Genomic DNA, 19,496 nt, shown 5'->3' on the forward strand with positions numbered 1-19,496 from the left:
AAGGTGAGACATCCGTAAAAACTGGCACGATCCAGCAAAGAGACAGCGAGCAAGGGCCTAAGCCGGCCGCGCCGCCCCGCAGCGAGGCTGTCGTCCCCCTCCCGCGCAGCGAGAGAGGGGGAAGCGGCGGGGCCGCCTAGGCAAAGCCGCTCAGGGGGAGATTACTTGACCATCGGCAGGTTCAGGCCATGGCGCTTGGACGCCTCCACGGCAATCTCGTAGCCCGCATCCGCATGGCGCATCACGCCCGTGGCCGGGTCGTTCCACAGCACGCGGCCCAGGCGCTTGGCAGCTTCGTCGGTGCCGTCGGCCACAATGACCACGCCGGCGTGCTGGGAGTAGCCCATGCCCACGCCGCCGCCATGGTGCAGGCTGACCCAGGTGGCGCCGCCCGCCGTGTTCAACAGGGCGTTGAGCAGCGGCCAGTCGGAGACGGCGTCGGTGCCGTCCTTCATGGCTTCGGTTTCGCGGTTGGGGCTGGCCACGGAGCCGCAGTCCAGGTGGTCGCGGCCGATGACGATGGGGGCCTTGAGCTCGCCGTTCTTGACCATCTCGTTGAAGGCCAGGGCCGCCTTGTGGCGCTCGCCCAGGCCCAGCCAGCAGATGCGCGAGGGCAGGCCCTGGAAGGCGATGCGCTCACGCGCCATGTCCAGCCAGCGGTGGGTGTGCTTGTTCTCGGGGAACAGCTCCTTGATCTTGGCGTCGGTCTTGTAGATGTCCTCGGGATCGCCCGACAGCGCCACCCAGCGGAACGGGCCCTTGCCCTCGCAGAACAGCGGACGGATGTAGGCGGGCACGAAGCCGGGGAAGTCGAAGGCATTCTTCACGCCTTCGTCGAACGCCACCTGGCGGATGTTGTTGCCGTAGTCCACCGTGGGAATGCCCATGGCCTGGAAGTCCAGCATGGCTTGCACATGCTGGGCGCAGCCCTGGGCCGCGGCCTTGCTCAGGCGGGCATGCTGGCCGGGGTCGGCGGCAGCGGCTTCCCACTGCGCCACGGTCCAGCCCACGGGCAGGTAGCCGTTGATCAGGTCATGGGCAGAGGTCTGGTCGGTCACGATGTCGGGGCGAGGGCCGCCGGCCTTGGCGCGCTTGACCAGCTCGGGCAGGATTTCGGCCGCATTGCCCAGCAGGGCGATGGAGACGGCCTCGCCCTTTTCGGTGTGGTGCTTGATCAGGGCCAGCGCATCGTCGATGTCCTTGGCCTGCTTGTCCACATAGCGGGTGCGCAGACGGAAGTCGATGCTGCTCTGCTTGCACTCGATGTTCAGCGAGCAGGCGCCGGCCAAGGTGGCGGCCAGCGGCTGGGCGCCGCCCATGCCGCCCAGGCCGGCCGTGAGAATCCACTTGCCGGTCAGGTCGTTGTTGTAGTGCTGGCGGCCGGCCTCGACAAAGGTCTCGAACGTACCCTGCACGATGCCCTGGCTGCCGATGTAGATCCAGCTGCCGGCCGTCATCTGGCCGTACATGAACAGGCCCTTCTGGTCCAACTCGTTGAACTTCTCCCAGGTGGCCCACTTGGGCACCAGGTTGGAGTTGGCCAGCAGCACGCGCGGTGCGTCGGGATGGGTCTTGAACACGCCCACGGGCTTGCCCGACTGGATCAGCAGCGACTCGTCGGCCTCGAGCTTTTTGAGCTGGGCCAGGATCTCGTCAAAGCATTCCCAGTTGCGCGCCGCGCGGCCGATGCCCCCGTAGACCACCAGGGCCTTGGGGTTCTCGGCCACATCGGGGTCCAGGTTGTTCTGCAGCATGCGGTAGGCGGCCTCGGCCAGCCAGTTCTTGCAATGCAGCTGGCTGCCGTGGGGAGCGCGGATGACGCGGCTGGCGTCGTAGCGGGGATCGGCTGCGGCTTGGAGGATGGCGTCGTTGGCGTTCATGGTCTGGTCCTTCATGAAAAAACTGAAAAAATCTCGGCGCTGTGGCTCAGGCGGCGGAGGCGGTATTCGGATAGCCGGCGGGGCTGCCGTGGCCGATGGCGGTAGCGGCCTGATCGGCCGGGTAAATCATCTGGTCGGGGACCTTCATGGTCTTCTTGGCCAGCGGGTAGTAGACGAGCGAAGTGACGATCAGGCTCACGATCCAGGAGATGTCGGCGCCGCCCATGGCCTTGGCCAGCGGGCCTTCGTACATGGCCTGGTTGATGAACGGGATCTGCACGACGATGCCCAGCACATAGCTGAACAGGGCCACGCCGTTGTAGGCGCCGTAGCGGCCCTGGCTGTTGTAGAGCGCGGGGATGTCCACCTTCTCCTTGGAGACCAGGTAGTAGTCCACGAGGTTGACGGCGCTCCAGGGCACGAACACCGTGAGCAGCAGCAGCACGAAGTTCTTGAAGGTGGCCAGGAAGTTGGAGCTGGCCAGCAGGGCCACCAGCACCGTGAGCAGCACAAAGCCCAGGATGTAGACGAGACGGGTGGCGGGCGTGAACTGCTTTTTGTCGTTGAAGGCGCTGACCGTAGTCAGCATGGTCATGACGCCGCCATAGGCGTTGAGGCAGTTCACCGTGAGCTTGCCGGTCACGATGACCAGATAGATCACCACGGCCAGCGGGCCCGCGAGCTCGCCCAGGAAGCCGACCTGGTTCTTGATGAAGTTGCCGCCCAGGGCTGCCACCAGCGTGCCGAAGGTCATAGCCAGCTGGGCGCTGATCACGCTGCCGCCGAAGGTGGTCCAGAAGGTGGCGGCCGTCGAGGTCTTGCTCGGCAGATAGCGCGAATAGTCGGCCACATAGGGCGCGAAAGTCATCTGCCAGCCGGCCGACAGGGCCATGGCCGTCAGAAAGCTGGTCCAGGTGAAGGGCTTCTGGCCGAAGGCGCTGGCCACGTCGTACTGGTGGCACAGCTGCCAGGCCAGGTAGCCGAAGCCCAGGATGCCGACCACGGTGGAGATGCGGCCCACCACGTGGATCAGCTTGTAGCCGACCACGGCCACCAGGGCCGTGAGCGCGCCGAAGATGATGATGCCGGCGGCCGGGGTGCTGAAGCCGAACATCAGATTGATGGCCTGGCCCGAGAGCACCGTGCCCGTGGCCGCAAAGCCCAGGTACATGAGGATGACCAGCAGCAGAGGCAGGGCCGCGCCCTTGACGCCGAACTGCACGCGGCTGGAAATCATCTGCGGCAGGCCCAGGCGCGGGCCCTGGGCCGAGTGCAGGGCCATGACGATGCCGCCGAGGATGTTGCCTATCAGCAGGCCGAGTATGGCCGTCGTGGCCTCGGCGCCGAAGACCACGGCCAGGGCGCCGTCGACCACGGCCGTGATCTGCATATTGGCACCGAACCAGAGGGTGAACTGGCTGGAGGGCGAACCGTGGCGCTCCCGCTCGGGAACCATGTCTATGGTTCGGGTTTCGATGGGACCGGTCGAAACCGGCGCGTTTGTCTCAATGCTCATGGGATGGATGCTCCGTCATTCCCTCTGGGTGCTTTTATGTGCATACAACTTCTAGGTAATTCATCTAGAGTTGTATAGACCAATTTTGTGTTTTACTCCCGTCACCGTCAATCGTCTATACAGGTTTTTTGATCCGAACAAACCCTATGCCCAGCCCCATTCGCGCGTCCTCCCAGGCGGCCGTTCCGGCCTTCCAACGTATCAAAGACTATGTGCTGCAGCAGATCCACAGCGGCACCTGGCAGGAAGGCGATGCCATTCCCAGCGAAGCGGCCCTGGCCAGGCAGTTCGAGGTGGCGCGCATGACGGTCAACCGCGCGCTGCGCGAGCTCAGCGACGAGCAGACGCTGACGCGCGTGCAGGGCTCGGGCACTTTCGTGGCCCAGCAGAAATACCAGTCCACCCTGGTCCAGCTGCGCAACATCGCCGACGAGATCGCGGCGCGCGGCCACAGGCACCGCGGCGAGCTGCAAAAGCTCGAGCGCTGCCGCGCCGATGCGGCCCTGCTGCGGCAGTTCGAGCTATCCACCGCCCAGACCCTGTTCCATTCGGTGGTGGTGCACTTCGAGAACGACGTGCCCATCCAGGTCGAGGACCGCTATGTCAATCCCGCGGTCGCGCCCGACTACCTGACCCAGGACTTCGCCAGCCAGACGCCCAATGCCTATCTGACGCGCGTGGCGCCGCTGCAGGGCGTGCAGTTCGCCATCGAGGCCAGCATGCCCGGCACCGAGGTGACCGAGCTGCTGCATATGGAGGCCGGCGAGCCCTGCCTGGTGCTGCGCCGCGCCACGCGCTCCCAGGGCCAGGTGGCGTCGGTGTCGGCGCTGTGGCATCCGGCCTCCCGCTACAAGTTCACCGGAAGTTTTTGATCCGGGTTCAGCGCCCCGTGCTCGGCAGAATGCGCTGCAGCGCGGCGGGCCAGTCGGTTTCCAGCGCCCACAGGCGCATGGTCTCGATGTCGGGCGCCAGATAGCGGTCCTTGTCCAGATAGGCCACCTTGCTGCGGATCAGTGCGTACTGCTCCTCCATCAGCGCCGAGCTCTTGAGCCGACGGTCGAAGTCCATGCCCTGCACGGCGGCCATGGCCTCCACGCCCACCACCACGGCGGTGTTGCTGGCCATGTCGGCCAGGCGGCGCGCGCCGTAGGTGGCCATGGAAACATGGTCCTCCTGGTTGGCCGAGGTGGGCAGGCTGGTCACGCTGCTGGGGTTGGCCAGGCACTGGTTTTCGGCGGCCAGCGCGGCGGCCGTGACCTGGGCGATCATGAAGCCCGAATTCACGCCGCTGTCCTCGATCAAAAAGGCCGGCAGGCGCGACAGGCCGGTATCCAGCAGCAGAGCCATGCGGCGCTCGGAGATGGCGCCGATTTCGGCGATCGCCAGCGCGATGATGTCGGCCGCAAAAGCCACGGGTTCGGCATGGAAGTTGCCGCCCGAGATCACGTCACCGTTGTCGAACACCAACGGGTTGTCGGAGGCCGCATTGGCCTCGGTTGCCAGCACGCGCGCCGCGTGGCCGAGGTTGTCCAGGCAGGCACCCATGACCTGGGGCACGCAGCGAATGGAATACGGGTCCTGCACGCGGCCGCAGTTGGGGTGCGAGGGATCGATGGCGCTGCCGTCGAGCAGCTCGCGCACCGCGGCGGCCACGGCGATCTGGCCCAACTGGCCGCGCGCCTCGTGGATGCGCGCATCGAAGGGCTTGATCGATCCCTGGATGGCCTCCAACGTCAGGCAGCCGGCCACCAGGCCCGCGGCCAGCACGCTTTCGGCCTGGAACAGGCCGGCCAGCGCCAGCGCCGTCGACACCTGGGTGCCGTTGAGCAGGGCCAGACCCTCCTTGGGGCCGAGCACAAAGGGCTCGAAACCCACGTGCTTGAGCGCCTCGCGGCCCGAGACCACGGTGCCGTCGACCTTGGCCTGGCCCTCGCCGATCAGCACGCAGGCCAGATGCGACAGCGGCGCCAGGTCGCCCGAGGCGCCCACCGAGCCCTTGGCCGGTATCACGGGCAGCACGTCGGCATTGGCCAGGGCCAGCAGCGCGTCGACCAGCTCCGGGCGGGCGCCCGAGTGGCCGCGCGCCAGGCTCACGGCCTTGGTGGCCAGGATCAGGCGCACCACATGGTCGGGCAGCGGCTCGCCCGTGCCCACGCTGTGCGAGAGCACCAGATTGCGCTGCAGCTCGGCCAGGCGGTCCTGAGCGATCTTGGTCGAGGCCAGCTTGCCGAAGCCGGTGTTGATGCCATAGACCACCTGATCCTCGTCCACGATGTGCTGCACATGGGCCTGGGCCGCGCGCATCGCCTCGTAGGCCGAAGCGGCCATGCTCAGCCGCACGCCGCCGGCCTGAATGGCGCGCAGCTGGGCCAGCGTGACCTGGCCCGGACGCAGTTCCAGCCCGGCAGAGATGAGTCCTGGAGTGGTGATGGTGTTCATGGCTATACCTGTCTATACAGTTGAGAAGTCAAAAAACCCCGCATAGATCTTTCTACAGCGTTCTTCAGCCGCCGTGTACCGGGTCCGTGCGGAAGCGGCTACCGAGCCGGTAGCGCATGCCCGGATGCACGCAGTGCACCCAGGTAATGGGGACGCCGCGCAGCCAGGTGCGGCGTGTCAGCATCAGGCAGGGCTGGTCGGCAGCCATCTGCAGCCAGTGCGCCTGTTCGGCGGTGGGCAGGATGGCGTCGACCACATGCTCGATCTGGTCGTACTGTACGTTGCGCACCAGATAGACCGAGGGCTGGACGGCCGAGAAGTCCTGCTCCATGAAGTCCGGCACCAGGCGCGGATTCACGTAGCGGTCCTCGAGCTGCACCGGCACCTCGTTCTCGAAATGCACGCCCTGCAGGTGGAATACCGAGGCACCGACGGCCAGGTCCAGCGCGGCCGCCACCTCGGGCGAGGCCGAGGCGCGGCGCATGCTGATGAGCTCGAAGCGGTGGTCGTGTCCGCGCTGCGTGATCTCCTCGCCGATATTGGCGATGCGCAGCAGCGTGGACTGGGGCTTTTCCTCGGCCACAAAGGAGCCGACACCGGCCACCCGCACGATCACGCCCTGCTCGGCCAGCTCGCGCAGCGCGCGGTTGACCGTCATGCGCGCCACGCCGAACTTCTGCACCAGCTCCTGCTCGGAAGGCACACGCGCGCCGGCCGTCAGCGAACCGTTGCCGATCTTCTGCAGCACATGGTCTTTGACCTGCTGGTACAGCGCGACAGGCATGTCGCGGCCGGACCTGGCAGCGGAGCGGGAGGGGACGGCACGGGAGGTCATGGGTTCAGCCAGAGTTGGAACAGCCCTCAGTGTGCTGCAGCCGCGAGGGCTTCGGCACGAATCTCCTCCGTCAGTCTGGCCTTGAGCTCCATGAACTCCGGCGAAGTCTTGACCGTGTAGTGCCGGGGATGGGGCAGATTCACGGGGATATCGGCCTTGATGCGGCCGGGCCGGGCGCTGAAGACCGCCACGCGGTTGGCCATGAAGATGGCCTCGTCGATGTCGTGCGTCACGAACATCACGGTCTTGCGCTCGGCCTCCCAGATGCCCAGCAGCAGCTCCTGCATCACCACGCGGGTCTGGTTGTCCAGCGCGCCGAAGGGTTCGTCCATGAGCAGGATCTTGGGGTCGTTGGCCAGCGCGCGGGCGATCGCCGTGCGCTGCTGCATGCCGCCCGAGAGCTGCTTGGGGAAATGGTTCTCGAAGCCGCGCAGGCCCACCTTGGCGATGAAGTAGTCGCTGCGCTCCTTCTGCACGGCCTCGGGCACGCCTTTTTCGCGCAGGCCGAAGCGGATGTTCTGGGCCACGGTGAGCCAGGGGAACAGCGTGTAGCTCTGGAACACCATGCCGCGGTCGGCGCCGGGGCCGTCGATGGCCTGGCCGTCCAGCAGGACCTGGCCCGTGGTCGGAAAATCGAGCCCCGCCACGATGCGCAGCATGGTCGACTTGCCGCAGCCCGAGGGGCCGAGGATGGTGACGAAATCGTTCTCGCGCACCTCGAAGTCCACGGGCAACAAGGCCTGGGTCTGGGTGCCTTTATGGCTGGTGAAGGTGCGCGATACACCTTGAATAGACAAAAGATTCATCACAGCGTACTCCACTCGAACATGCGGCGGTTGATCGTCTTGAAGATGAAGTCGGACACCAGGCCGATCAGGCCGATGACGATGATGCCGAAGATGATCTGGCCGGTATTGAGCAGGGCCTGGCTGTCGGTGATCATGTGGCCTATGCCCGAGGACGAGCCGATCAGCTCGGCCACGATCACATAGGTCCAGGCCCAGCCCAGCACTAAGCGCAGTGTCTCGGCAATGCCGGGGGCGGCACCTGGAATCAGCACGCGGCGCACGATGCCGGTATTGCTGGCGCCCAGGGTATAGGCCGCCTCGACCAGGTCCTTGCGCGCGCCGCCCACGGTGACGGCCACCATCAGCGTGATCTGGAACACCGAGCCGATATAGATCACCAGCAGCTTCTGCGTCTCGCCCACGCCGGCCCAGAGGATCAGCAGCGGGATGAAGGCCGAGGCCGGCAGGTAGCGGCAGAACGAGACAAAGGGCTCGAAGAAGGCTTCGACGGGCTTCCAGGCGCCCATGGCGATGCCCAGGGGCACGGCGACGATGGAGGCCAGGATGAAGCCGCCCATGACGCGCCACACCGTCATGCCGATGTCGTTCAGGAAGTCGTACTCGGTGAACAGCGTGATGCCCTCGCGCACCATGGTCATGGGGCTGGCCAGGAAGGTGGGCGAGACAAAGCCGCCCAGGGTCACGATGGACCAGATCACGACGAACAGCACGAAGAAACCGGTGCCCAGCACCCATTTCATCGCGGGGCTGACGGGCTCCAGCGGAGCCATGCGGCGCTTGCGCGCCGCAGGCGAGGAAGGCGATATCACCTTGGTCATGACGGGGGGAGCTGAGTGAAGAGAAGGGGATACCGCTTCCATGGCGACCTCGCGCTTACTTGATGAAGCTGGCGTCGTACATGACGCTGTAGTTCTCGGGGATGCTGCGGATGACGCCGGCTTCCTTGAGGATGACGGCCGACTCCTTCATGAAGGGCACGAGGTCATTGACGAAGAATTTCTGGTTGGCTTCCTTGTCCGACCACTTGAGGAAGGAGGCCGACTTGCCGAACTGCTCGCCGCTTTGCTTGACGGCCGCGCCCATGATGTCGTAGCTCTTGTCCTTGTCGGCGCCGATCATGGTCACGGCATCGAAATAGGACTGGGCCAGGGCCTTGGCCGCGGGCGCGTTGGCCTTGAGCCACTTGGGATCGCAGCCCACGGTGTCCATCACCATGGGGTAGTCGATGGTGGTGGCGAGGATCTTGCCGGCCGTGGGGTTGGCGCGCACGGTGGACAGATAGGGCTCATAGGTCATGGCCGCGTCGTTCTGGCCCGAGACAAAGGCCTGGGCCGCGGGCTGGGGCTCCAGCGACACGGTCTTCACGTCCTTCATGGTCATGCCGTTCTTGTGCAGCATCCAGGCCAGGCCGAAATAGGGAGCCGTGCCCGGTGCGCTCACCGCCACCGTCTTGCCCTTGAGGTCGGCAAAGCTCTTGACGTCGTTGCGCACCGCGATGCCGTCGGCGCCGTAGGACTTGTCCATCTGGAAGATCTGCACGATGGGCACGCCGTTGGTGTTCCAGGCCACATGGGTCTCGATGGTGGTCGCGGCGCACTGGATGGCGCCCGAGGCCAGCGCCAGGTGGCGGTCCTTCTGCGGGATCATCTTCAGCTCGACGTTCAAGCCGTTCTTCTTGAAGATCCCGGCCTTGTCGGCCAGGGTCAGCGGCGCAAACCCGGTCCAGCCGGACATGCCCAGCACGATCTTCGTTTCCTCGGCCCCGGCCTGCGGCGCGGCGGCGGCCAGGCAGGCGGAAACCAGCGCCATTTGCCAGGCTGGGATGCGACGCAATGGGTTTGTCGATGTCATAAGACCCTCCTCGTTCAGGGTGAGCAGCAAGATTGCAGAAATGGGTTTGTCGGCCTGGCAGACAGTGCGGACAACGCAGTGTGTTTTTGTTGTGCAGTCATGTATATACAGGCTTACCCGAGACTGACGCGAAGCCCAGGGTTAACCGGTAGAACTGCCAAGCCGACACCGCTGTTTCAGCAAGCGGCGTGCCAACTTGCCTGCGCCCCGGCCGCACCCGAGGAGGCCGGCGCAGCGGGGTGGAAAGCCGGCGGGCAGGCCCTATTGCGGTGCGATCACGCTTCTGGCCACGCTCAGAAACGGTGCAATCAGCGGCGAGGCATTGCTGCTGGGCACGGACAGCACCACGGGCTGCTTGGCCACCCGGCCCTTGATGCGCTTGCAGACCAGGCGCTTGCCGTCATGGGTGCGGTCCACGGCGGGGCGGGTGGTCAGAATGCTGACCCCATGGCCGTTGGCCACCATGGAGCGCAGCAGCTCCAGCGACGAGAACTCGTAGCTCACCGTGGGCGTGACGCCGGCCTCGCGGAACAGGGACAGAAAGTACTCGCGGCTCTGCGGCAGATTGATCAGCAGCAGCGGCGAGCGGGCCAGCTCGGCCAGGCTCACGCTGGCCGCCGCCGCCAGCGGATGCCTGGGCGGCAGCAGCACATAGGGCGGCAGGGCCGCGACGGCCTGAGTGCTCAGGCCCGGTCTCTCCAGCCCCAGGCCATACTGCAGCGCCGCGTGCAGCTCGCCCTGCTCCACCTGGCGCGTGAGCGAGGCGATATCGCCCTCGACCAGCTCCAGCCGGATGTCGGGATGGCGCTTTTGCATCTGGGTCAGGATCTGCGGAATCCACAGCGCGCCCAGCGTGCTCAGAAAGCCCAGGCGCAGCACGCCGACCAGGCCGTGCTGGCGCCGCTGCTGCAGCTTCTCAGCGGCGGCCAGCAGCGCCATGGCCTCCTGGCTGCGGCTCGCGCCCGCGGCCGTCAGATCCAGCCCCTTGGCATGCTTTCTCACGAACAGCACCTCCTTCCATTGCAGCTCCAGATCGGCAATGGCCTTGGAGATCGAAGGCTGGGAGACGTTGATGGCTTGTGCGGCCCTGGAGGTGCTGCCATGGCGGGCCGCGGCCACGAAGTACTCGAGCTGGCGCAGATTTAGATGAATCAATTTTTTGAATTCAATGCATGTGAAATGAATATTTTCCATTGATTCGATATCGGCGCAGCATGGACCCTCTTTTCAGGCCCGACACGCAATCCCATGACCGCTGCCCAAACCCCATCCAAGCCGCTCCCGCTGGACGGCATCCGCATCCTGGACTTCACGCGCGTGCTGGCCGGCCCCATGTCCACGGCCTTGCTGGCCGACCTGGGCGCCGAAGTGGTCAAGGTGGAGCCGCCCCAGGGCGACGACTATCGCGCCATAGGCCCCATGAGAAACGGCCAGAGTGCGCTGTTCACGGTGATGAACCGCAACAAGCAAAGCCTGGTGCTGGACCTCAAGCATCCGCAGGCCGTGGCCGTGGTGCATGAACTGGCGCAACAGGTGGATGTGGTGGTCGAGAACTTCCGCCCCGGCGTGGCCGAGCGCCTGGGCATCGGGCCCGCGGCGCTGCGCGCGCTCAATCCCCGGCTGGTCTATGTGAGCGTCTCGGGCTTCGGCCAGACCGGCCCGCTGGCGCACCGACCGGCCTACGACATCATCGTGCAGGCCATGAGCGGGCTGATGGAGGCCACGGGCGAGCCCCAGGGTGCGCCCACGCTGGTGGGCGAGGCCGTCAGCGACGTGGTAGCCGGGCTGTTCGCCTCCTGGGCCACGCTGGCCGCACTGCTGCAGGCCCAGCGCACGGGCGAAGGCCAGCATGTGGACGTGTCCATGTTCGACACCACGCTGAGCTTTCTGGCCACCTCCATGTCGCGCTATCTGTTCACCGGCCAGCCCGCGCGGCGCGTGGGCAACCGCCATCCGCTGTCGGCCCCGTTCGGCGTCTACCAAGCGCGCGACGGCCACTTTGCGCTGGCCGTGCTCAACAAGAAGCTGTTCGACGCCACGGTGCAGGCCATGGAGCTGCCGCAGCTGGCGGGTGACCCGCGCTTTGCCACGGACGAGAGCCGCTCTGCCCACGAGCCAGCGCTGCGCGCCGCGCTCGAGGGCTGGGCCATGCAGCACGAGGTGGCCGAGGTGGTGGCCAGGCTGGAGGCCGCGGGCGTGCCCGTGGCGCCGATCTGGAACATAGCGCAGGCGCTCGAGTCCGAGCAGATCCAGGCGCGCGGCCTGCTGCGCGAGGTTGACGACGCACGCCTGCCCGGCCTGCGCCTGCCCACCCAGCCCGTGCACTTCAACGGCGCTTGCGCCAACCGCGCCCGGCGCGCGCCGGCCCTGGGCGAGCACACCGAGCTACTGCTGTCGAGCTGGCTGAACCGCAGCGGCGAGGCCATAGCCGCCCTGCGCGAGGCCGGCGCCCTGGGCCCCGCGCATTGACGCTTGACCCGCGAATCCACTTTTCACCTTGCGAGCTAACGATATGAACTTTCTGAGACTGGGAAGCACCGAGGACGACCAGGCCATTGCCGACGCCGTGGCGCGCTTTGCCGACGAAACCCTGGCCCCCGTGGCCCAGGCCATGGACGAGGAGGCGTTTTCCGCCACCCGCCATGTGCCGGGCCTGGCGGCGCTCGGCGTGATGGGCATGAACCTGCCCGTGTCCGTGGGCGGCCCGGGCGTGACGCCCACGGCCATGCTGATGTCGCTGGTGGCCATCTCCCGCGCCTGCGCGGCCACCTCGTCGATGATAGGCGCCCATTACCTGGGCACGGATGCGGTACACCTCGGCGGCAGCGCCGAGCAGCAGGCGCAGTGGCTGCCGCGCTGCGCCAGCGGCGAGTGGCTGGCCGCGTTCGCGCTGACCGAGCCGCGCGGCGGCTCCCATCCCGCCGACATGCGCACGCGGGCCGTGCGCGAGGGCGACGAGTACGTGATCACAGGCGTCAAGCACTTCATCTCCAACGCCGCGGAAGCGACCTTCATGGTGGTCTTCGCCAAGACGGACATGGAGGCCGGCGCGCGCGGCGTCAGCGCCTTCATCGTGCCGCGCGATCTGCCGGGCATCCAGGTCTCTTCGCCCGAGAAGCTCATGGGCATACGCGGCGGCCATGCTTTCGAGGTTTCGCTGGACGGCGTGCGCGTGCCCGCCGCCAACCGCCTGGGCGCCGAGGGCCAGGGCTTCAAGATCGCGATGAAGGTGCTGGACAACAGCCGCCTCGACGTGGCCGCGACCTCGCTGGGCATTGCCGAGGCCGCGCTCCAGGCCGCGGTAGCCTGGGCCAACCAGCGCCTGGTCGGCGGCGAGCCCATCGCCAGCAAACAGGCCATTCAGTTCAAGCTGGCCGAGATGAAGCTGCGCCTGGAAGCGGCCTGGGGCCTGACCATGCAGGCGCTGGCCCTGCGCCAGGCCGGCCAGCCCTTCACCCAGCAGTCGGCCATGGCCAAGCTCTACGCCTCGGAAATGGTGGGTTTCGTGACCGACGAGGCGCTGCAGATCCACGGCGGCTATGGCTACACGCGCGAGATGCCGCTGGAGCGCTATGTGCGCGACGCGCGCATTCTGCGCATCTACGAGGGTTCCTCGGAGATCCAGCGCAGCATCATCGCGCGTTCGGTGCTGGCCGGCTGAATCCGGCTCCCGGCGGCAAAAAAGGGTGGGCGCCGCAATTGCTGGTGTAATCCGGGCATGGAAAAACGCGCCTCCACTTCGCTGCACGGGAAAATCCTCACCGAGATTGAGCAGAACATTCTCAGTGGGCGTTGGCCACCCGGCTTTCGCATCCCCTCGGAGATGGAGCTGACCGCGCATTACCAGTGCTCGCGCATGACGGTGAACAAGGTGCTGACCCAGCTGGCCAAGGCCGGGCTGCTGGAGCGCCGGCGCCGGGCCGGCAGCTTTGTCACGCGCCCGCACACCAGCTCGGCCGTGCTCGAGATCCCCGATCTGCGCCAGGTGGTGCTGGGCATGGGCAAGGAATACGCGAGCCAGCTGCTGAGCCGCGGCCAGCGGCACAGCACGCCCGAGGACATGGGCGCCATGCGCATGGGGCAGGCCGGCCCCGTGGTCCATGCGCTATGCCTGCACATGGCGGGCTCGCGGCCGTTCTGCATCGAGGACCGGCTGATCAATCTGGAATCCGTGCCCGACGCGGAGCACGAGATGTTCACCGAGCACAGCCCCAGCTCCTGGATGGTGAACCATGTGCCCTGGAGCTCGGCCGAGCACCGCATCCGCGCCGAAGCCGCCAGTGAGGAGACCGCGGCCCTGCTCCAGCTCGCGCCCGGCTCCCCCTGCCTGGTGATAGACCGCCGCACCTGGACCGGACACCTGCCCATCACCTTTGTGCGCCTGACCTTCCCCGCCGATCTCTACGAACTGGATGCGCATTTCTCGCCGTCCAGCATCACGCTGCCGCCCGAGCGCGCATAACCCGGCTTGGGCAGCGCGCCGGAGCACAGCGCACAATAGAGCTCTTTTTCGGCGCCTGGTTCCGAGGTCAAATCCGCCTCTTCCCCATATCTATCAAGCGCACCCAGCTATTGTTTCAAGAGTAACCGGTGTCTCCCGCGCAATCCATTCTGCAGGCCGTTTTTGGCTACGAGCAATTTCGTGGCCCGCAGCAGGCCATCGTCTCGCATGTCATAGGCGGCGGCGATGCGCTGGTGCTCATGCCAACGGGCGGCGGCAAATCGCTGTGCTATCAGGTGCCGGCCATCGCTCGCCAGCAGCTGGGCCATGGGGTGAGCATCGTGGTCTCGCCGCTGATTGCGCTGATGCACGACCAGGTCGGCGCGCTGGATGAGGCCGGTGTCAGCGCCGCCTATCTGAACTCCACCCTCAGCTACGACGAAACCCGCGAGGTGGAACTGCGCCTGCAAAGCGGCGACATCACCCTGCTCTATGCGGCGCCCGAGCGCCTGAACACGCCGCGCTTTCTGGGCCTGCTCGACGATCTGCATGCCCAGGGCAAGCTCTCGCTGTTTGCTATCGACGAAGCGCATTGCGTGAGCCAGTGGGGCCACGACTTCCGCCCCGAGTACCGCGCGCTCACGGTGCTGCACGAGCGCTACGCGGGCGTGCCGCGCATCGCGCTCACGGCCACGGCCGATGCGCTGACGCGCGCCGACATCATCGAGCGCCTGCGCCTGGAGGCCGCGCAGCAGTTCATCAGCAGCTTCGACCGGCCCAATATCCGCTACAAGATCGTCGAGAAGAAGGACGTCACGAACCAGCTGCTGCGCTTCATAGAGCGCGAACACGAAGGCGAGGCCGGCGTGGTCTATTGTCAGTCGCGCAAGCGCGTGGAGGAGCTCGCCCAGACCCTGGTGCAGAACGGCATCAACGCCCTGCCCTATCACGCGGGCCTGCCCCAGGAGATGCGCCAGCAGCATCAGGACCGCTTTCTGCGCGAGGACGGCGTGGTGATGGTGGCGACCATCGCTTTCGGCATGGGCATCAACAAGCCCGATGTGCGCTTTGTGGCCCATGTGGACATGCCCAAGAACATCGAGGGCTACTACCAGGAAACCGGCCGCGCGGGCCGCGACGGCCTGCCGGCCGACGCCTGGATGGCCTACGGCCTGTCCGACGTGGTCAACCAGCGCCGCATGATCGACGAAAGCCCGGCCGAGGAGGAGTTCAAGCAGGTGATGCGCGGCAAGCTCGATGCGCTGCTGGGCCTGGCCGAGGCCACGGACTGCCGCCGCGTGCGCCTGCTGGCCTACTTCGACGAGCAATATGGCCTGGGCCCGACCAGCGAAGGCCGCCCCCTGCAGGCCGTGGCCAGGACCGAATGCGGCAACTGCGACAACTGCCTGGAGCCGCCGGCCCTGTGGGACGGCACGGACGCCGCGCGCAAGCTGCTGTCCACCATCTACCGCGTGCACGAAGCCAGCGGCCTGACTTATGGCGCGGGCCACATCATGGACGTGCTGCGCGGCAAGGAAACCGACAAGGTCGCCCAGTTCGCGCACGACAAGGTCTCCACCTTCGGCATCGGCAAGGACTACAGCGAGCCGCAGCTGCGCGCCGTGATGCGCCAGCTGCTGGCCACGGGCGCCCTGGGCCTGCACAAGGTGGTCAGCGAAAACAGCGGCCATGTGTTCGACACGCTGTGCCTGGCCGCGGGCTCGCGCGCCGTGCTCAAGGGCGAGGTGCAGGTGCAGCTGCGCGAGGCCGTGGCCGCATCGCGCAGCAAGAAGCAGGGCAAGAAGTCGGCGGCGAATGCGGCGGCCGCCAATCTGGGGCCCGATGCGCAGGTGCGCTTCATCAACCTCAAGGCCTGGCGCGCCGAGGTGGCCAAGTCCCACAATCTGCCGGCCTATGTGATCTTCCACGATGCCACGCTGGCATCGATTGCCGAGCTCAACCCCAAGAGCCTGCAGGAGCTGCAAGGGGTGAGCGGCATGGGCAGCAAAAAGCTCGATGCCTATGGCGCCGAGGTGCTCAGAGTCGTCGCTCTGGGCTGAGCTTAGAAGGCCTTGACCAGACCCAAGCGCAGCAGCGTGCCCTTGGGCTGCGGACCCAGGGAGCCGGCCTTGGCGCTGACCTCCTGATAGAGAGCGGCCTTGAGGTTCATCTTCTGCGCCGGGATGGCATAGGAGAACTCGGCACCGATGGCATGGCGCGCGCTCTTGGCATCGCCTGCGCCCGGGCCGCTGTCATTCGTCAGCTGCCACTGGCTGTAGCCCACGATGCCGCCCTGCATCACGCCATAGCGCTTGCCCACGCCCCACTCCACGGTCAGCTGGTTGCCGTAACGGAAACCGGCGTCGCTCCTGGTGTTGCGCTCAAAGCGCGCCAGGGCCGAACCGGACCAGTTCTTGGCTGCGTCAAAGTAATAGGTGCCGCCGCCCGTCAGCATCCAGCTCTTGAAGCCCTTGCCGGGATCGGCGGGCGTGTTGGCACGCGCATTGTCCAGCCACACACCGGCCGCGCCCACGGCATCCCAGTTGCCGCCATGCCAGCCCAGCACCACGGGGCCGACATAGATGTCACCCAGGCCCGTGTGGTTGTCGTTCACGCCGGCGGCATTGAGATGCAGCGAGGTGCCGATCACCGGGATGATGGTCTCGACGCCATAGTCGGCGCCCAGCACCTTGGCGCCCGTCATCCACACCAGGCGATTGGCCAGCGCCGTGACATGGCCCTGGTTGCTGCCGGGCAGGTTGCTGCTGCTGCCGGGGGCGCGGAAGCTGTGGATGTCGTAGTTGACCAGATAGCCTATGTAGTACAGCCCCGGGGGCGGCGCGCTGGCGGCCTGCATGCCTTCAACGCCGGGCACATAGTGGCCTTCCGCATGGGCCATGGTCAGAGCGGAGCACAGGGCCAGGCCGGCCGCTGCAATGCTTGTAGTATGTTTTTTCATGGTGAGGGAGCCCGTTTGCCGGGCTTTGTCGCGCTTGGATACGTCCACGGCAGGGGCTGCCATGGGCGCGCTGAGCATAAGTGGCGACAGCTGCCCGCCCCTGCCGTTTTCACACACAGCTGCTATGCCGGCATTGAGCTTGCCAAGCGGCCGCGGCCCGGCTTAGTCCGGCCCTCAGAAGGCCTTGATCAGGGTCAGGCGCAGCAAGCTGCCCTGGGGGCTGGCGAGGCTTGCGGCCTGCACGCCGAACTCCTGGTAGTAGGCGGCGCGCAGCATCATCTTGGCGGGCAGAAAAATATACGAGGCCTGCAAGCCCAGTGCATGGCTTTGGGCATGGGCATTCAGAGTGCCGGGACCGCTATCGCGGCTGACCTGCCAGCGGCTATAGCCCACGACCCCGGCCTGCAGCAGCCCCCAGCGCTTGCCCGCGCTCCATTCGGCACCGATCTGGTCGCCGAAGCGCCAGCCCTGGTCGGTACGGCTGTTGCGCTGATAGTGCAGCAGGGCCGAAGCCGTCCAGCTGCGGCTCTCATCGAGGTAATAGGTGGCGCCGGCGCTGAGCACCGCGCTTCTGTAGCCGCTGCCGGGCGCCACCGGCGTGCCGGAGCGCGCCTGGCCCAGCCACATGCCGGCACCGGCGCTCACATCCCAGCGCGGCGCATGCCAGCCCAGGATCAGCGGACTCACATAGATGTCGGCGCCGCCCGAGCCCTGCAGGTCCAGGCCATAGGCGCTCATCTGCAGCGAGTTGCGCGCCACGGGCGCGAGTATCTCCATGCCGTAATCGGCGCCCAGCAGCTGGTGCTCGGTGATCCACAGCAGCCGGTTCACGATCACCGTGCTCTCGGCCTTGTTGTTGCCGGGCGCACTGGCATCGGCCACGGGCAGACGGATATCGTGAGCGCGGTATTTGAGGAAATAGCCCAGGTAGTACAGCCCGGGAGGCGGCGCCGTCGCATCGTCCATGGCTTCGCGCCCGGCCGGCTCCTCGGCCGGAGTGGACAGCAAACGCAGGCTCATCAGCACGATGGAGAGCAGTTGCTGCCGGGCGGTCAGGGTCAGGTTCATTGACGAAGTTTCAAAGGCTTGATGCCAATTTACCAAGCTTCATGCCGATCGCGAAATGCCGTTTGGGCAGCGGCCCCATGCGGATCCGCTCGAGCTCTGCAGGCCCGGTTCGCGCGGCGACAGAGCACGGCCTTGGCGGGCCTCTCCACAATTCCCACACAATTGCTCGACAGCCCGGAAATATTGCTAGACCACACTGCGCGCGCATACCGTTAACCGGATTCCTTTTGCGGAGCCTCTCCTGTTGTGATCAATACTGCCCAATTACTGGCTGACGAAGCCAAGTACTGCTCGTTCGGCGACACCGTCCACTACGTCAATCCCCCCAAGATCTTCACCGGCTGCGACGGCAGCTATATGTACGACGACGCGGGCACGCCCTACCTCGATCTGCAGATGTGGTACTCGGCCGTCAACTTCGGCTACAAGAACAAGCGCCTCGAAGCCAAGATGATCGAGCAGCTGCAGGAGCTGCCCCAGGTGGCCAGCCAGTATCTGCACCCCACCAAGATCGAACTGGCCAAGTTCATCGCCGAAGATGCCAAGCAGAAATGGGGCCACGACGGCCGCGTGCACTTCAACGTGGGTGGCGCGCAGGCCATCGAAGACTCGCTGAAGGTGGTGCGCAACGCCAGCGGCGGCAAGAGCCTGATGTTCGCCTTCGAAGGCGGCTACCACGGCCGTACGCTGGGTGCGTCCTCGATCACCTCCAGCTACCGCTATCGCCGCCGTTTCGGCCACTTCAGCGACCGCGCGCAGTTCATCCCCTTCCCCTACCCCTTCCGCCGCCCCAAGGGCATGACGGCCGAGGAGTATGCGGACCAGATCGTGCGCGAGTTCGCGCGCAAGTTCGAGAACGAATACCACGCCGTCTGGGACCCCAAGACCAACCAGTGCGAATACGCAGCCTTCTACGTGGAACCCATCCAGGGCACGGGCGGCTACGTGGTGCCTCCTCCCAACTTCTTCAAGGGTCTGAAGAAGGTGCTGGACGACCATGGCGTGCTGATGGTGGTCGACGAAATCCAGATGGGCTTCTGGCGTACCGGCACGCTGTGGTCGGTGGAAAACTTCGGCATCAAGCCCGATGTGCTGGTGTTTGCCAAGGCCCTGACCAACGGCCTCAACGCCCTGTCCGGCCTGTGGGCACGCGAAGAGCTGATCAACCCCACGGTGTTCCCGCCCGGCTCGACCCACTCCACCTTCGCCTCCAACCCTCTGGGCACGGCCCTGGGCCTGGAAGTCATGAAGATGACCCACGAGATGGACTTCGGCCGCCAGGTGCGCGAATCGGGTGCCTACTTCCTCGAAGGCCTCAAGGAGCTGCAGAAGCGCCACAAGGAAATCGGCGATGTCGACGGCCTGGGCCTGGCGCTGCGCGCCGAAATCTGCACCGAAGACGGTTTCACGCCCAACAAGGCGCTGCTGGACAAGATGGTCGACATCGGCCTCGAAGGCGGCCTCGAGTACCAGGGCCAGAAGCGCGGCCTGGTGCTGGACGTGGGCGGCTACTACAAGAACGTGATCACCTTCGCGCCTTCGCTGATGATCTCGCGCCCCGAGATCGACGAAGCCATGGTGCTGCTGGATCAGCTGCTGACCAAGGCAAAGCAGGCGTAACACCCCCTGAGCGGCTGTGCCGCTCCCCCTTTCTGTTTTTGAACGGGGGACAGCGCCCTCGCTGCGGCGCGGCCCAGG

16 protein-coding genes are annotated in these 19,496 nt (G+C 66.2%); 6 read left to right on the top strand and 10 right to left on the bottom strand.

Annotation, left to right across the window (positions count from 1 at the left end; genetic code table 11):
* Positions 1-161: 161 nt before the first annotated feature.
* Together hutU and AB6724_RS08110 are read right to left on the bottom strand one after the other, a co-directional pair.
* Positions 162-1,880 carry a urocanate hydratase gene (gene hutU / locus AB6724_RS08105; protein ID WP_283486849.1) on the bottom strand — a complete coding sequence of 573 codons (1,719 nt, stop codon included), beginning with the start codon at positions 1,878-1,880 and terminating at the stop codon, positions 162-164.
* A 46-nt stretch (positions 1,881-1,926) separates the two neighbouring features.
* Positions 1,927-3,396, bottom strand: coding sequence for a purine-cytosine permease family protein (locus AB6724_RS08110; protein ID WP_369338004.1), 1,470 nt, complete (start codon positions 3,394-3,396; stop codon positions 1,927-1,929).
* 146 nt (positions 3,397-3,542) lie between these two features.
* On the opposite strand from AB6724_RS08110, the gene hutC (AB6724_RS08115) reads away from it, so the two are divergent.
* A complete protein-coding gene (gene hutC, locus AB6724_RS08115) occupies positions 3,543-4,268 on the top strand; it encodes a histidine utilization transcriptional repressor HutC (protein WP_369338005.1) in 726 nt (241 codons plus the stop codon).
* A gap of 7 nt (positions 4,269-4,275) precedes the next feature.
* Here hutC (AB6724_RS08115) and hutH read toward each other — a convergent pair whose 3' ends face one another.
* The 6 genes from hutH to AB6724_RS08145 all read right to left on the bottom strand — a co-directional run bounded on the left by hutH (position 4,276) and on the right by AB6724_RS08145 (position 10,485).
* On the bottom strand, positions 4,276-5,835 hold the full coding sequence (hutH, locus tag AB6724_RS08120; protein ID WP_369338006.1) for a histidine ammonia-lyase: 1,560 nt from the start codon (positions 5,833-5,835) through the stop codon (positions 4,276-4,278).
* Between the two features lie 64 nt (positions 5,836-5,899).
* The gene (gene hutC, locus AB6724_RS08125; RefSeq protein ID WP_369338007.1) at positions 5,900-6,670 is read right to left on the bottom strand and encodes a histidine utilization transcriptional repressor HutC; all 771 of its coding nucleotides are present in this window, start codon (positions 6,668-6,670) and stop codon (positions 5,900-5,902) included.
* 26 nt (positions 6,671-6,696) lie between these two features.
* Positions 6,697-7,476, bottom strand: a complete 780-nt coding sequence (locus AB6724_RS08130) for an ABC transporter ATP-binding protein (protein ID WP_369338008.1) — start codon at positions 7,474-7,476, stop codon at positions 6,697-6,699.
* Positions 7,476-8,297, bottom strand: a complete 822-nt coding sequence (locus AB6724_RS08135; protein ID WP_369338009.1) for an ABC transporter permease — start codon at positions 8,295-8,297, stop codon at positions 7,476-7,478. Before AB6724_RS08135 ends, AB6724_RS08130 begins: the two co-directional genes overlap by 1 nt.
* Before the next feature lie 55 nt (positions 8,298-8,352).
* Positions 8,353-9,288: an ABC transporter substrate-binding protein gene (locus tag AB6724_RS08140; protein WP_439329839.1), complete on the bottom strand. Its 936-nt coding sequence runs from the start codon at positions 9,286-9,288 to the stop codon at positions 8,353-8,355.
* Positions 9,289-9,591: 303 nt separating this feature from the next.
* Complete coding sequence (locus tag AB6724_RS08145) at positions 9,592-10,485, bottom strand: LysR substrate-binding domain-containing protein (RefSeq protein WP_369338011.1); 894 nt, start codon at positions 10,483-10,485, stop codon at positions 9,592-9,594.
* 93 nt (positions 10,486-10,578) lie between these two features.
* Here AB6724_RS08145 and AB6724_RS08150 point away from each other — a divergent pair, with 93 nt between their 5' ends.
* The 4 genes from AB6724_RS08150 (at position 10,579) to recQ (ending at position 15,831) form a co-directional block, all read left to right on the top strand.
* Positions 10,579-11,799: a CaiB/BaiF CoA transferase family protein gene (locus AB6724_RS08150; RefSeq protein WP_369338012.1), complete on the top strand. Its 1,221-nt coding sequence runs from the start codon at positions 10,579-10,581 to the stop codon at positions 11,797-11,799.
* Between the two features lie 43 nt (positions 11,800-11,842).
* Positions 11,843-12,991: an acyl-CoA dehydrogenase family protein gene (locus AB6724_RS08155; protein ID WP_369338013.1), complete on the top strand. Its 1,149-nt coding sequence runs from the start codon at positions 11,843-11,845 to the stop codon at positions 12,989-12,991.
* 57 nt (positions 12,992-13,048) lie between these two features.
* On the top strand, positions 13,049-13,792 hold the full coding sequence (hutC, locus tag AB6724_RS08160; protein ID WP_369338014.1) for a histidine utilization transcriptional repressor HutC: 744 nt from the start codon (positions 13,049-13,051) through the stop codon (positions 13,790-13,792).
* Positions 13,793-13,920: 128 nt separating this feature from the next.
* Positions 13,921-15,831, top strand: a complete 1,911-nt coding sequence (recQ, locus tag AB6724_RS08165; RefSeq protein ID WP_369338015.1) for a DNA helicase RecQ — start codon at positions 13,921-13,923, stop codon at positions 15,829-15,831.
* A gap of 2 nt (positions 15,832-15,833) precedes the next feature.
* On the opposite strand, the gene AB6724_RS08170 is transcribed toward recQ, so the two are convergent.
* Positions 15,834-16,730, bottom strand: coding sequence for a SphA family protein (locus AB6724_RS08170; protein ID WP_369338016.1), 897 nt, complete (start codon positions 16,728-16,730; stop codon positions 15,834-15,836).
* Between the two features lie 174 nt (positions 16,731-16,904).
* Positions 16,905-17,798 (bottom strand): SphA family protein, encoded by an 894-nt coding sequence (locus AB6724_RS08175; RefSeq protein WP_369338017.1) that lies wholly within the window; start codon positions 17,796-17,798, stop codon positions 16,905-16,907.
* A gap of 246 nt (positions 17,799-18,044) precedes the next feature.
* On the opposite strand from AB6724_RS08175, the gene AB6724_RS08180 reads away from it, so the two are divergent.
* Positions 18,045-19,418, top strand: coding sequence for an aspartate aminotransferase family protein (locus AB6724_RS08180; protein ID WP_369338018.1), 1,374 nt, complete (start codon positions 18,045-18,047; stop codon positions 19,416-19,418).
* The last annotated feature ends 78 nt before the right edge of the window (positions 19,419-19,496 follow it).

It is taken from the genome of Comamonas guangdongensis, from assembly GCF_041079535.1.
GTDB lineage: Bacteria > Pseudomonadota > Gammaproteobacteria > Burkholderiales > Burkholderiaceae_C > Comamonas > Comamonas guangdongensis.